Raw genomic sequence first — 13527 nt, 5'->3', positions numbered from 1 at the left:
AGTCGTCACCGTAATGCTATTGGAGAGGTGAAAATGCCTCAGTTCGACGATTTCGAGATCAAGATGCTCGATATCCTGCAGCGCGACGGACGCAAGCCGGTGTCCGAACTGGCGCAGGAGATCGGCCTGTCGACGACACCGTGCGCGCGCCGCTTCGAGGCCCTTCAGGACGCCGGCGTCATCAAGGGTTTTGCCGCCGTGCTCAGCCGCCGCGCCGTCGGCCTGATGGTCGAGGTGTTCATCCAGGTGCGCCTGGTGAGCCACAGCGACGGCTCGCCCGAAACCTTCATTGCCGCCGTGCAGCGCATGGACGAGGTCTCGTCATGCTGGACGATGACCGGCGACCACGATTTCCTGCTGCATGTGATGGTGCCGTCGGTCGACGACCTCAATGCCTTCGTCATGCACCGGCTGATGCGGCTCGATGGCGTGCGTGACGTCCACACGCAGCTTGTGCTGCAGAACATCAAGGGGCCGGGCCACGTCCCGCTTGGGCATCTCAGGCGATGAGCCTGCCGGACGCCTGAGCCCTGGATCTCCGGCTACGAAACACCCGTCAGCCTTCGCTCACGGCACGATCAGCGTGCCGGCGCCGTGTTCGGTAAACAGCTCGAGCAGCACCGAATGCGGCGTCTTGCCGTTCAGGATGACGACGCCTTCGACGCCGCGCTCGATCGCCTCGATGCAGGTCTCGACCTTCGGGATCATGCCGCCCGACACCGTGCCGTCCTTGATCAAGGCCCTTGCCTCGGCCACGGTCAGCTCGTCGATGAGCTTCTTGCCCTTGTCGAGCACGCCGGGCACATCGGTCAGGAACAACAGGCGCGTCGCCTGGCAGGCGCCGGCAATGGCGCCGGCGAAGGTGTCGGCATTGATGTTGTAGGTGTGGCCGTCGCGGCCGGGCGCCACCGGCGCCAGCACCGGGATCATTTCGGACCGCGCAAGAAGGTCGAGCAGCGTGCGGTCGACCTCGATCGGCTCGCCGACGAAGCCGAGATCGAGCACGCGCTCAATGTTGGAATCCGGATCGATCATGGTCTTGCGCGCCTTTTCGGCGAAAACCATGTTACCGTCCTTGCCGCACAGGCCGATCGCCCATTCGCCCTCGGCATTGATCAGCGCGACGATCTCCTTGTTGATCGAGCCGGCCAGCACCATCTCGACGATCTCGACCGTCTTCTGGTCGGTGACGCGCAGGCCGCCCTCGAACTTCGATTCGATGCCCATCTTGGCCAGCATGGCGCCGATCTGCGGCCCGCCGCCATGCACGACGATCGGGTTGACGCCGGATTGTTTCAGCAGCGCGATGTCGCGGGCGAAGGCCTTGCCGAGCGCATTGTCGCCCATGGCGTGGCCGCCATATTTCACCACGACCGTCTTGTTCTCGTAGCGCTGCATATAGGGCAGCGCCCTCGAAAGCAGCGCGGCCTGCATTTCGGCGGTGGCGGCGAGGTCCGTCATCGGCATGTTTCCCAGCTTGGCATGAACGGCGGCGTCTTAGCGGGAATTACGGCAGGCCGCAAACAGCTTTGCTGTCACAATGATCAAATCGGTGCGTCTTTATGCCTGCCTCCGCAGCGGCGCCTGCAGCAAAACCAACCCGAAATCCTTCCATTTGCGCGGCGATCTCACAAAGGATTAAACAATCGAGCGGAGAACTCGCATCTGCCGCTGCGAAAACGGAAGCGTGTGATGCAAACATTTCTAACATCGAGAAACCTATAACGGCTCCTCTCAGCTTCTCCGCGGTCCTCAATCTCGTGGTGCCGTCTCGGATTCAGATGCGACGCCCTTGCAACCCACATCCGGCGAATCAGGAATCCGTCACCGGTGTTGTTGCCTGAAGTCCGGCATCCACCAGGCTTTGTCCTCACAGGCTTAAGCTGACATCATCAATTCGAGTATTGGGACGAGCTATACATCCTGGTCGCGTCGCTGAAAGGCGGTTATGTAGCGCCATCTTGGTTACCCGAACTGCTGACACTGATAGCAATTAGCTTCGAGTTGACTGTTATTTACAACTCGGAAATGTTTCCGCGTAGCGATCCAGTGTTTCTGGCAAGGCGGCGGAATTCGTGATGACGACAAGCGCGATACCTTTGTGGAATTTTGGTCGCGGAAAGATCGCGAACGTAAAATATCTCGACCACGCATATGACGGTCTGACTGCCTTCACTCCCTTCTGGGCGGGGGCGGCCATCTTCAGCATCGCCGGCGATACCTATGGCCTGATAGGCTACAAAGGACTTCTCTATGCCGTTCTGAGCTGGGGCGTGGTCCTGTTCAGCCTGCTTCTCTTACTCCATCCGCGACGGACGGACCTTCTGATCGGGCTCGTGTTAGTTTCGCTTACGCTCTATGCCCTGCGAATGCCGGTCGCCTCCAACAACAAGACGATCGCTGCGGTAATGGATGGGGCTATCCTGCTCAGCGTAGCGGTTCTCTATCTGCGGGCGGGCCGCGGCAGCTCCATAGACCGCATGGCGCTTTATGAACAGATCCGCGTCGTCGCCCGGTCGCTGCTCGCAATCATGTATTTCTACGGCATCTTCCACAAGATCAACACAGACTTCCTCGACCCTTCCGTGAGTTGCGCCGTCGGTCTCTACACGCCACTCGCGCGTCCGTTCGGGCTCGAGGACAATCTCTTTGGCCGGTATCTGGCGATCTACGTCACCTTCGTCATCGAGGCCATTGCCATCGTCTCGCTTTACTGGAAGCGCTATTTCGCCGTCGGGTTCATCCTCGCGCTCGTCTTCCACTACGTGATACCGATCTCGGCCTATTCCTGGTACATGGACTTTTCCAGCCTGGTGTTCGCGCTATATGTGCTGAGCATCCCCGCGCCCGCCAGCGAGGCGCTCTATCGCATCTTGCTGGGAGCGGCCAATCCGTTACGCGTAACGTTCGGGCGGATCGGGATCTTGGTGCCGGGCGGAGCGGTTTTGCTGTTCACGGTCACCGTCGTCATGCTCCTCCATTACGCTTATCCCAGGGGCTCTTTCGACATGATGGTCCACTCCGTCTGGATCCTCATTTGGGCGGCAGTGGGCGGCGTGGCGATGATCGTGCTGGCCTATGTGGCCCTGCAGAACCTGCCTTGCCAGAATGTTTCCGCGCCGCGCCGGCCACTGTGGGTCTATTTGGTGCCGGGCATGTTCTTTCTCTCCTGTCTATCGCCCTATGTCGGGCTAAAGACAGAGAGCTCGATCAACATGTTCAGCAATCTGCATACGGAAGGCGGCCAGACCAACCATCTGCTCTTCACCAAGCCGCCATACCTGTTCAGCTATCAGAACGAGGTGGTGAAGATCGTCGATTCCTCGGAGCCCTCTCTCGTCCGGCAGTCGCGGGCGGGCAATTACCACATCCTGCTCGACCTGAAGAGACGTCTCCGCTGGAATCCCGAGGCCTGGGTAACCTATGTGAAGGACGGCGAGACGGTCACCCGCGCGAAGGCGGCGACCTTTGCGGACGACATGCCCAACGTCCTCGAGCGCAAGTTCCTGGTTTTCAAGCTTGTGGATTTCTCGCGACCGAAGGTCTGCACCCACTGACAACTGCCCCGCGGGCTGCCGGAATGTTCGACCGATCCAGGCCGCTGGTCAATCCCGCCCGATATTCTGGAGGAAGCCCGGCGCATGTTCCAGGGCTCTTTCTGCTTTCTCGTCGAATCGCTCAAATGCTCACCCACCAGGGTTTGTCCTCGGGCATTTCCGGACTTCCGAATCCACTTCGCCGGGAAATGCTCTAGCGGCGGTCTAGATCGGCAGGGATGAGCGAGCGGCCGCGAAGCCACAGGGTGGCCCGACGCCCCAGCTTGAGCGCCGGATAGATCAGCCGAGCGGCCATCCTGTTTGAGAGGATCTTGCGGTTGAGCCAGCCAAAGAGCGAAGAAGAAGAGCTGAGGATCGCCAGGAGATTGATAGCTTCCTCGCCATGGTAGACGCGATCGTCGAAGACAAAGAGCATGCCCTCGTTCAAGTCGAAGCCCTGGCGCTGGAACCCGGCGACGCGCGGGTCGCCCGAGCGCGCGTCGAGCAACTCGACGGGACCGACGGCGGCGCGCAGCCGGGCAAAGCGGACATAGTTCTGACAGAAGATGCAATCGCCGTCGTAGACGATGAGCGCCGTTTTCCCGGACGGCTTCATTACCCCACCGGGTCCAGGCCGAGATCGGTCGGCGGTTCGGCTGGGCCATCGATCGCACAATTGCCGTAGAACCCGCAGTCCGAAATGACGGGCAGGTTGCTGAGGGCATCGAAGATGCCTACGAATACCAGCCCGACAATGCCAAGCATCAAGAGTTTCTTGTATGCGGACATATCGCGAAACATATGCGATCCTTGCAAAACATCGGACTTGGTCGATCCGACGTCAAAACGCGATCAACTTCAACCGGCTGAAGCCGGACACTTTTCGCGAACACCGTGCCTGTGCCAGCCGCTATCTGCAGTCTTAAGGTCGCGGCTGAGACAATCAACCTACTCGGATAGTGCGGCGCAATAATGTGTGATGATCGGTGGGAAATCAAGCGGAATGGCGGATTTCGGAGGTTGCGGGAGCATTCCGGCACATCGACGGCGACTTCGGTGATTTCAGGTTCCCCGATCGCCGGTCAGCTATAAACGCCACCGCTTTCAATCGGCGCCCATTGCCCATTCAGCCTGCGACGATTACCGCCAGCGGCAGCTGATTTTCGCTGGCAGTCGACGTCTGAATTGGGTGACTGCTGCGCAGAGCGTTTGGGGGCAAACGACTTCCGCCGTTGCAAATATATCGCGATTGCCTAATTTGCCGAAATGACGCCGCGGGACATCAGCAACCTGATCGTTCGGACTTCGATGAAGGACCGAGCTGCGTTCGATCTGCTCTACCGGCAGACCAGCGCGAAACTTTTTGGCGTCTGCCTCCGTGTATTGAAGGACCGGGGAGAGGCAGAAGAGGCGCTGCAAGAGGTCTTCGTCAAGATATGGACGAAGGCGGACCGTTTCGCCGTCTCGGATCTAAGCCCGATCTCCTGGCTGGTGGCCATTGCGCGCAATCATGCGATCGATCGGATAAGGGCGCGGCGCGAGCCCGCTGCCTATATCGATGCCGCGCTCGACGTAGCCGATCCGGCGCCGGGACCGGAGGCTACGGTGGCGGCAGGCGGCGAATCCGAACGCGTCTACCGTTGTCTCGATGAATTGGAAAAGGACCGGGCGGCGGCCGTCCGGGGCGCCTATCTGGACGGAGAAAGCTATGCCGATCTCGCCGCACGCCACGGCGTGCCGCTGAACACGATGCGAACCTGGCTGCGGCGCAGCCTGTTGAAGCTCAGAGAGTGTCTGGAAAGATGACGCCGGCAGACGATAACGAACCGGAACCTGGGGGCGACGACCTGTTCGCCGCCGAATACGTTCTCGGTGTGCTGGACGCGGACGAACGCGAGATCGCCTCACGCCGCATCGACGCGGACGCCGCTTTCGCGCGCCTTGTCGATGCCTGGGAGGTGCATCTTTCGCCGATGATCGTCGCCTGTCCGGAGACAGAGCCTCCGATCAGGGTCAAGGAGGCAATAGATAGCCGGCTATTCGTGGCGGAGCCTCGCGCTGGCCTCTGGTCGAGCCTTGCCTTCTGGCGCGGTCTTGCCGCCGCTTCCGTTGCGGCGCTGGCGATCACTGTCGCCCTGCCTTACCTCAGCCCGCCGGTCGAGCAACCGCGGCTCGTCGCCTCGCTGGCTGCCGACGGCAGCGACGTCAGATACCTTGTCATCTACGACGCCGCCGATCGCGAGGTCGGCTTGTCGCATGTCTCCGGCGAGCGTGCCGCCGGCAAGGATTTCGAACTGTGGATGATCGAAGGCAAGAATGCGCCGGTCTCGATGGGCGTCATCCCGGCCGGTCAGACCGCGCGTATGACGATCGCGCCAGCCGTGCAGGAGAAACTTGCGCGGGGCGCCATGCTTGCCGTCAGCCTCGAGCCGGCCGGTGGTTCGCCGACCGGCCAGCCGACCGGCCCTGTGGTCGCTGCGGGCGGTCTGAAGGGAATCTGACCGCCCCCAAACTTTTTCAAGCAGATCCTATAATTGATCTCCCGCAGTGGAGCGAAACCAGGAAGTATCCAGGTGAAGTCACTGAGTGGTGGGGAGAACGCTGTTTGACACTGAAAAAATTTCCTAAACGACGAAACTCACGCATTTATCTCGCGTATCTCCTGCGCCCCCAAAAAAGGGGAGAGATGAACTGAGGAGATTGAGATAATGCGTAAACTCGCCACCCTTTTGCTTGCCGGCCCGGTCGTGGCCACCGCGCTCGCCACCGCCGCCTATGCCGAAAACCCGATGGTCGGCGGCGCCGCCATGTATGCCACCAAGACCATCGTCGAGAACGCCGTCAACTCGAAGGACCACACGACGCTGGTCGCTGCCGTCAAGGCCGGCGGCCTGGTCGAGACGCTGCAGAGTGCCGGCCCCTTCACTGTGTTCGCGCCGACCAACGAAGCCTTTGCAGCACTTCCGACCGGCACCGTCGACATGCTGCTCAGGCCCGAAAACAAGGACAAGCTGGTCAAGATCCTGACCTGCCACGTCATCGGTGCCAAGGCGATGGCCGCGGATGTCGCAAAGATGGCCATGGACGATGGTGGCGCGCACAAGGTCAAGACGGTTGGCGGCTGCGAACTGACGCTCAAGGCCGATGGCGGCAAGGTCAACGCGACCGACGAGAACGGCAATGTCGCCAAAGTGACGGTCGCCGATGTCGAGCAGTCGAACGGCGTTATCCACGTCATCGACAAGGTTCTCCTGCCGAAGATGTAACGAAGGGCCCGCTGCTAGCGAAGATATGGCCAAGCCTCTCCGCGCACACTTCGCGCCGTTCACACCAAATGTGGATCGGCGCGGAGTGTTTCGGCGATGCTGATCGTCACCGGCTTTTGATTTCCGTATGGCGGTCGAAACTGGCATAGAAATAACAGGAGGAATGGTCATGAATCGTCGCGATCTCCTTTTATGCGGCGCGGCCGCCATTGGTGTCGTTACAGGCAGCACCGCGCTCTGGCGGATGGGCGGACCGCAGGATGCACGCGCGGCCGAAACCTTCGAGGTTACCAAGACCGAGGCCGAGTGGCGCGCCATCCTGTCAGACGCGGCTTTCAACGTGCTGCGCAAGGAAGGCACCGAATATCCGGGCACCAGCCCGCTGCTCAACGAACACCGCAAGGGCATCTTCGCCTGCGCCGGCTGCGACCTGCCGCTCTACTCCTCCGAGACCAAGTTCGATTCCGGCACCGGCTGGCCGAGCTTCTGGCAGGAGATTCCCGATGCTGTCGGCGAGACCGTGGACAGGTCTCTCGGGATGACCCGAACCGAGGTCCACTGCCGCCGTTGCGGCGGCCATCTCGGCCATGTCTTCGACGACGGCCCGCCGCCGACCGGCTTGCGCCATTGCATCAACGGCGTCGCCCTGACCTTCAAGCCAGCCGCCGCCTGACGCATCCAGGCTGTCTCCTGACCTTAGCCCTAGTCGAGGCTGAACAGGGTGATGGTGGGTTTGGTCAACATCAGCCAAAAGATCGCGATTACCGCGAAAAAGGCTGGAAGCCGAAAACAAACCAGATGCAATAGAAGCCGGGCGGCAGGGTTGTCGCCTCGGCGGTTGCGTACCTTGCCATGTCGCGCAAGCGGATCAGTTCCTTCAGCGTGAGGCTTTCATCGCTGCCGAGAGCAACATCGGGATCCGGGTGGCAAGGTGCCCTGAATGGCCGCGCTGACGGCGCTCGCAACATCGTCAAGGGCAACTGTCGTGACGCGGCTGTTGGCATAAGCCAGCGGGATCGCCAATGGAAAGGCTGCGAGAGCCCTTAGCAACGCGGAGCCACCATGCGCATTGCGGCCGAGGACAAGCGCCGGACGAAGGATGACATAAGGTATGCCGCTTGCGGCGAGAGCAGCGTCTGCCTGCCGCTTGGTGCCAAGGACGGCGATGTCACGGCCAGGGTTTTCTGTTTCCGCCGATATCTGGACGATCAGCAGTTCCCGATCCCGCGCTGTCTCGTAGAGCGCCCATCGCCCTTTCCTGAGTGGCATACAGATCGTCGAAAAGCCCATCCTGCAGCGCGCCGGCGCAATTGACGACAATGTGCTGGCCATCCAACACTTGCTTCCAATTGTCACTCTGCGTCATGCCGGCAAGATCAGCAGCCAGCCAGCGAACATGCGGCATCTTCAGCGCGGCACGCGCGGGATCACGCCCAAGCCCCGTGACCTGATGGTCTTCGTCCACGAGTTTTCTTGTAACGGCGGAACCGATGAAGCCGGTCGCGCCGAGAATCAGGCCGAAACTCTAGCCGAAACCAGGTAGGATGGCGCCTATCGGCTTCCGGCAACGCCATGCAGCAGACGTCCGCACCGAGCGATGATATTCAATCCACCAATCAGTGTCCGCCGCCTCCGCCGCCCGGTTCCGCCGGCTTGCTGATGAACAAGACGAAGATCGCCAGCGTGGCGAACAGCGCCGTCAAGAGGTAGAACACGTCCATGAAGGACAGCAGCGACGCCTGCTGCTGGACCATGGCGGACAGTTTGGAAATCGCCGCCTTGGAGGCGTCCAGGCCGGCATTCTGCTGGAAGTCGAGCGTCATGTTCTGCAGTTTGGTCTGCGCCTCGGCACTGCCCCATTGCACATGCTCGGCCAGCCTTGCGTAGTGAAAGGCGTTGCGGTCGATCAGCACGGTGTTGATGACGGCAAGGCCGACGGCGCCGCCGAGATTGCGGGTGAGATTGAACAGGCCTGATGCATTCTTAAGCCGGTCGGGCGGCAGCGTTCCCAGCGCGATGTTATTGATCGGCACCATGCACAGCATCATCGAGGCGCCACGCAGGATCTGCGGCACCAAAAGCTCCCAGAAATCCCAGTCGGCGGTTAGATTGGTCATGCGCCAGGTGCCGGCAGCGAAGCCGAAAAAGCCGATCATCATCATCAGCCGCGGATCCATCTTGCGCGACAGGATGCCGGAAATGGGCGCGGTGGCGAACATGGCGAGGCCGCTGACGAACAGCGCCTCGCCGATCATCAGGGAATCGTAGCCGCGGATTCGCCCGAGGTATACCGGATAGAGATACGTCAGGCCGTAGAGACCGACGCCGATGACGAAGGAGAACAGCGAGCCGAAGGCGAAGTTGACGTTGGTGAAAGCCTTTAGGTCGACGATCGGTTCCTCGGCGGTGAAGGCGCGCCAGAAGAACAGCACCGCGCCGGCCGTCATCAGGATGGCGCAGATAAAGACCGCCTGGTCCTGAAGCCAGTCGTTGTTCGGGCCTTCCTCAAGCACATATTCCAGCGAACCGAGGAAGGCCGCCATGCCGGCAAGGCCCCACCAGTCGAACTTGCGGAACAGGCTGAGATCGGGCTTGTCGAAATCGATCAGCGACCACGCCGCGGCGGTCACCAGGATGCCGGGCACCACATTGATCAGGAACAGCCAGTGCCAGGACATCGCATGACTGATATAGCCGCCGACGGTCGGGCCGATGGTCGGCGCCAGCGTCGCCACCAGCCCGATCATCGGCGACACCATGGCCCGGCGTGACGGCGGGAAGATGGTGAAGGCGGCAGCGAACACGCTCGGAATCATGCCGCCGCCGATGAAGCCCTGGATGGCGCGGTAGACGATCATCTGGTCGATATTCGTGGCGGTCGCCGCAAGTGCGCTCGCGGCGGTAAAGCCGGCCGCGGAGACGGTGAACAGCACACGCGTCGACAGCATCCGGCTGAGAAAACCGGACAGCGGGATCATGATGACTTCGGCAATCAGATAGGCAGTCTGCACCCAGGGGATTTCGTCGGAGCTGGCGCTCAAGCCCGCCTGGATCTCGGACAAGGAGGCCGAAACGATCTGGATGTCCAGGATCGCCATGAACATGCCGAACACCATCGCCAGGAACGCGATGACGCGGCGCGGCTCGATGTGATTGACCGGCTTGACCGGCGCCGATCCCGCGGTCAGGGTTGCGGTCGCCATGACGCTGCTCCGAGCCGCTTACTTCGACGCCGAAGGTGCGGTGCGGCTGTCGACGGCGACGACGACGCTCAAGCCCGCGCGCAGCTTGCCTGTCTTCAACACGTCTGCCGGCACATCGATGCGAACCGGGACGCGCTGCACGACCTTGGTGAAATTGCCGGTGGCGTTTTCCGGCGGCAGCAGCGAGAACACCGCGCCGGAGGCCGGCGCCAGCGACGAGACGGTGCCTTCGAAATCCTCACCGTCGATCGCGTCGACCGAAATCCTGACCTTTTCGCCAGGCACCAGCCGGGCAAGCTGGGTCTCCTTGAAATTGGCGACGATATAGAGCTTGTCCGTCGGCACGATGACGGCGAGCTTCTGTCCGGGGCTGATCAGGTCGCCCTGCTCGACGGAGCGGTTGCCCACCACACCGTCATAGGGCGCGCGTAGCACGGTGAAGGATAGGTCGCGAGCGGCCTTGTCGCGGCTGAGCTGCAACGACGCCAGCGTGCTTGCCGTCTCCGCGCGCTGGGCCTGCAGCACGCCGATATTGGCCTGGGCCGCCGCGATCCGCGCGTCCGCGCCGACAAGCGCTGCCTTGGCCTGATCGAGGGCGGTCTGGGCGTCGTCGAGCTGCGCCTGTGTGCCGACATGCGTCTTGAGCAGTTGCGCGGCGCGCTGCTGGGCGCGCGCGGCATTGTTCGCGGCAGCCTCGTCGGCGGTCTTTTGCGCCTGCGCCTGCTGCAGCGAAGCCTCCGCTGCCTTGGTCTGCGCGTCGATGCGGTCGAGCGTCTTGGTCAGCGTGGCGATCTGCGCCTCTGCCTGCGCAACCGCTATTTTGTAGTCGCCGTTGTCGACGACCAGCAACGGGTCGCCGGCTTTCACCTGCTGGTTGTCGGTCACCTTGACCTGATCGACATAGCCGGAGATTTTCGGCGAAATGAACGCCATGTCGGCCTGGACATAGGCGTCGTCCGTTGAGATCATGAAGCGCCCGTCGGTCCAGTAGTCGTAGCCATACCAGGCGCCTGCGCCCAGCAGGCCAAGCGCGATGATCGGCAACAGAAAGGAGCGAGCCGTACGTTTCTTTTTGGCCGGCGCCTCAGCCGCAGGGCTGATAGCGGGCACAGTCGGTGCGTTCGGCGCCTCGGTAGCTGGCGCAACCTTGGCATTGGGGAATGGACGGACTTCGGCGGTGACAGGCGCGTTCGAGGACATTGGGATCTCTCTGGGAACATCTCTGGAGCAGTCAGACTGAACCGTTCGGTTCGATGTGAACATTGACTTAGCGCGGAGAGAGGCCCATATCAAGGGTGATCGAACCGATCGGTTCGAATATTTTTCAAGGTGTGACCTTATGACCGACCCTGACGCTGGCCCATCGCCTGACTCTGGCCCACTGTCTGACTCTGGCAAGGACCCGTGCGATTTGCTGGACAGCCTGCGTCGCGGCCGCCCGGCAGCGGGACAGGATCCGGTCAAGCGCAGCCAGATCATCGACGGCGCGCGACGTGTCTTCATCGACAAGGGCTTCGAAGCGGCATCGATGAATGACATCACCCGCGAGGCCGGCGTCTCCAAGGGTACGATCTATGTCTACTTCGCCAACAAGGAAGAGCTGTTCGAGGCGCTGATCGAGGAAGAGCGCGGCACGATTTTCAAGAACATGTACGATATGCTCGACCGCGCCGACGACCTTCGCGAGACGCTGGTGAAGTTCGGCAAGGTGCTGTCCCTCAAGATCACGTCGGCCAAAGTCATCCAGGCGCAGCGTACGGTGATCGGCGCGTCCGACAGGATTCCCGACATGGGCGCGCGTTTTTACGAACGCGGCCCGAAACGTGGCCACGACAGGATGGTGGCCTTTCTCAATGCCGCCATCGAGCGCGGCCTGCTGCGGATCGACGATGTCGATCTTGCCGCTTATCAGTTTACCGAACTGTGCCTGGCAGGCCTTTTCCGTCAGTGCATATTCGCTTACCGCACCAAAGCCCCGAGCCAGGATGAAATCGACCACATCGTCAGGTCTGGCGTCGGCATGTTCCTGAAGGCTTACGGCACCGAAAGGCTTGCCACGGAGGAAGGCACACAGACAATTGCACTGGAGGCGAAATCCTAATGCATGTCGCGCAAAAGTGTGCAGCGGTTTTTGCGATAACGACATGCATAAAAGCAACAACCTAAAGCGCGTCAATGAGGCCGGTCAAACGCGACGCGCTTTAGCCGCCATTGGCCGCCAGCACGATCGCCGAGCGCAATTCCTCGAGGCCCTCGGTCTTTTCCGAAGACGTGGCGAGAACGAACGGAAACGCGGCCGGCCGCTTCTTGATCTTCGCAAGCGTTTCTTCGATCAGCCGCGGCACACCGGCCGCCTTGATCTTGTCGGTCTTGGTCAGCACGATCTGATAGGAGACCGCCGCCTTGTCGAGCAGCGACAGCACTTCGTCATCCTTGGCCTTGATGCCATGGCGGGCGTCGATCAGCACGTAGACGCGCTTCAGCGTGACGCGGCCCTTGAGATAGTCGAACACGAGTTTCGTCCAGTCGTCGACCTTTTCCTTGGGCGCGGTGGCGTAGCCATACCCCGGCATGTCGACCAGCGCCATCGGCGGCAGATCGGCGCCTTCGCCGGAAAATCCATCCGGAACGAAATAGTTGAGTTCCTGCGTCCGCCCTGGCGTGTTGGACGTGCGCGCCAGCCCCTTCTGATTGACCAGGGCGTTGATCAGCGACGATTTGCCGACGTTCGAGCGGCCGGCAAAGGCGATTTCCGGTGGCCCTTCCGGCGGCAGGAACTTCATCGCCGGCACACCGCGGATGAAGACCCACGGCCGTGTGAACAGCTCGGTGCCGATCACGGTCTTGTTCAACGCGTTCAAACCGCTGCCTCCAGAAGAGAAATATCGGCGCCACGAATGGCATTGAGGCTGCGGCTGATCTTTTCCACCGGCCAATCCCACCACGACACCGCCAAAAGCCGCCAGATGGTCCTGTCGTCGAAGCGCATCTTCACCACCTTGGCCGCATTGCCGGCGACGATCGCATAGGGTGGCACGTCATGCGTCACCACCGATTTTGCCGCAACGATGGCGCCATGGCCGATCGTTACGCCGGGCAGGATCACCGCTTCCATGCCGATCCATACATCATTGCCGACCACTGTGTCGCCGCGCAATTCCTTCGACCAGGTCGCCGGGTCGAAACCCTCTTCCCAGCCATGACCGAAGATGTTGAACGGATAGGTCGAAAAGCCGGACATGGCATGATTGGCGCCGTTCATGATGAAGCGCGCGCCCTCGGCGATGGCGCAGAACTTGCCAATGATCAGCCGGTCGCCGATGAACGGATAATGATGCAGCACGCATCGCTCGGCGAATTTGTCCGGCCCATCCGGATCGTCATAATAGGTGAAGTCGCCGATCTCAATGTTGGGCGCCGTGACCAATCCCTTCAGGAAACCGACGCGCGTATGCATCGGGATCGGGTGTTTGATGTTGGGGTTGGGTCCGATCATGGTCTTGGCTCCATCGGCGAATAACA

Annotated in this window: 14 protein-coding genes and 2 pseudogenes; 8 read left to right on the top strand and 8 right to left on the bottom strand. The window is 61.3% G+C overall.

Annotation, left to right across the window (positions count from 1 at the left end):
* Positions 1 to 33 precede the first annotated feature (33 nt).
* Positions 34 to 510, top strand: a complete 477-nt coding sequence (locus AC0NID_RS04815; RefSeq protein WP_473451325.1) for an Lrp/AsnC family transcriptional regulator — start codon at positions 34 to 36, stop codon at positions 508 to 510.
* 57 nt (positions 511 to 567) lie between these two features.
* Here the strand turns inward: AC0NID_RS04815 and argB are convergent, their stop codons facing one another.
* Positions 568 to 1461 carry an acetylglutamate kinase gene (argB, locus tag AC0NID_RS04810; RefSeq protein ID WP_473451323.1) on the bottom strand — a complete coding sequence of 298 codons (894 nt, stop codon included), beginning with the start codon at positions 1459 to 1461 and terminating at the stop codon, positions 568 to 570.
* Positions 1462 to 1617: 156 nt separating this feature from the next.
* On the opposite strand from argB, the pseudogene AC0NID_RS04805 reads away from it, so the two are divergent.
* Together AC0NID_RS04805 and AC0NID_RS04800 are read left to right on the top strand one after the other, a co-directional pair.
* Positions 1618 to 1887, top strand: a pseudogene (locus AC0NID_RS04805) (hypothetical protein); the annotation flags it as partial.
* Between the two features lie 191 nt (positions 1888 to 2078).
* Positions 2079 to 3557, top strand: coding sequence for a thiol-disulfide oxidoreductase (locus tag AC0NID_RS04800; RefSeq protein WP_473451321.1), 1479 nt, complete (start codon positions 2079 to 2081; stop codon positions 3555 to 3557).
* Positions 3558 to 3750: 193 nt separating this feature from the next.
* Here AC0NID_RS04800 and AC0NID_RS04795 read toward each other — a convergent pair whose 3' ends face one another.
* Positions 3751 to 4152 carry a DCC1-like thiol-disulfide oxidoreductase family protein gene (locus tag AC0NID_RS04795; RefSeq protein WP_473451319.1) on the bottom strand — a complete coding sequence of 134 codons (402 nt, stop codon included), beginning with the start codon at positions 4150 to 4152 and terminating at the stop codon, positions 3751 to 3753.
* Positions 4152 to 4337, bottom strand: a complete 186-nt coding sequence (locus AC0NID_RS04790) for a hypothetical protein (RefSeq protein ID WP_473451317.1) — start codon at positions 4335 to 4337, stop codon at positions 4152 to 4154. The genes AC0NID_RS04795 and AC0NID_RS04790 overlap by 1 nt, the downstream gene beginning before the upstream one ends.
* A 465-nt stretch (positions 4338 to 4802) precedes the next feature.
* Between AC0NID_RS04790 and AC0NID_RS04785 the strand changes: the two genes are divergently transcribed.
* The 4 genes from AC0NID_RS04785 to msrB all read left to right on the top strand — a co-directional run bounded on the left by AC0NID_RS04785 (position 4803) and on the right by msrB (position 7475).
* On the top strand, positions 4803 to 5342 hold the full coding sequence (locus AC0NID_RS04785) for a sigma-70 family RNA polymerase sigma factor (protein ID WP_473451315.1): 540 nt from the start codon (positions 4803 to 4805) through the stop codon (positions 5340 to 5342).
* Entirely contained in the window at positions 5339 to 6037 is a 699-nt protein-coding gene (locus tag AC0NID_RS04780) for an anti-sigma factor (RefSeq protein WP_473451313.1), read from the top strand. Before AC0NID_RS04785 ends, AC0NID_RS04780 begins: the two co-directional genes overlap by 4 nt.
* Positions 6038 to 6244: 207 nt before the next feature.
* Positions 6245 to 6802 carry a fasciclin domain-containing protein gene (locus AC0NID_RS04775; protein ID WP_473451311.1) on the top strand — a complete coding sequence of 186 codons (558 nt, stop codon included), beginning with the start codon at positions 6245 to 6247 and terminating at the stop codon, positions 6800 to 6802.
* Positions 6803 to 6971: 169 nt separating this feature from the next.
* Positions 6972 to 7475, top strand: coding sequence for a peptide-methionine (R)-S-oxide reductase MsrB (gene msrB, locus AC0NID_RS04770; protein WP_473451309.1), 504 nt, complete (start codon positions 6972 to 6974; stop codon positions 7473 to 7475).
* Positions 7476 to 7617: 142 nt separating this feature from the next.
* On the opposite strand, the pseudogene AC0NID_RS04765 reads toward msrB, so the two are convergent.
* The 3 genes and pseudogenes from AC0NID_RS04765 to AC0NID_RS04755 all read right to left on the bottom strand — a co-directional run.
* A pseudogene (locus AC0NID_RS04765) lies at positions 7618 to 8318 on the bottom strand (SDR family oxidoreductase); the annotation flags it as partial.
* Between the two features lie 100 nt (positions 8319 to 8418).
* The gene (locus tag AC0NID_RS04760; RefSeq protein ID WP_473451307.1) at positions 8419 to 10005 is read right to left on the bottom strand and encodes a DHA2 family efflux MFS transporter permease subunit; all 1587 of its coding nucleotides are present in this window, start codon (positions 10003 to 10005) and stop codon (positions 8419 to 8421) included.
* An 18-nt stretch (positions 10006 to 10023) separates the two neighbouring features.
* Entirely contained in the window at positions 10024 to 11205 is a 1182-nt protein-coding gene (locus tag AC0NID_RS04755; RefSeq protein WP_473451305.1) for an HlyD family secretion protein, read from the bottom strand.
* Between the two features lie 139 nt (positions 11206 to 11344).
* Here AC0NID_RS04755 and AC0NID_RS04750 point away from each other — a divergent pair, with 139 nt between their 5' ends.
* A complete protein-coding gene (locus tag AC0NID_RS04750; RefSeq protein WP_473451303.1) occupies positions 11345 to 12106 on the top strand; it encodes a TetR/AcrR family transcriptional regulator in 762 nt (253 codons plus the stop codon).
* Positions 12107 to 12206: 100 nt separating this feature from the next.
* Here AC0NID_RS04750 and yihA read toward each other — a convergent pair whose 3' ends face one another.
* Together yihA and AC0NID_RS04740 are read right to left on the bottom strand one after the other, a co-directional pair.
* Complete coding sequence (gene yihA / locus AC0NID_RS04745) at positions 12207 to 12866, bottom strand: ribosome biogenesis GTP-binding protein YihA/YsxC (RefSeq protein ID WP_473451301.1); 660 nt, start codon at positions 12864 to 12866, stop codon at positions 12207 to 12209.
* Positions 12863 to 13501, bottom strand: a complete 639-nt coding sequence (locus AC0NID_RS04740) for a CatB-related O-acetyltransferase (RefSeq protein ID WP_473451299.1) — start codon at positions 13499 to 13501, stop codon at positions 12863 to 12865. The genes yihA and AC0NID_RS04740 overlap by 4 nt, the downstream gene beginning before the upstream one ends.
* Positions 13502 to 13527 lie beyond the last annotated feature (26 nt).

Source organism: Mesorhizobium sp. WSM4821 (genome assembly GCF_055901555.1).
Note: the sequence above shows the minus strand (reverse complement) of the source record. Positions and strands in the feature narration are given on the sequence as shown.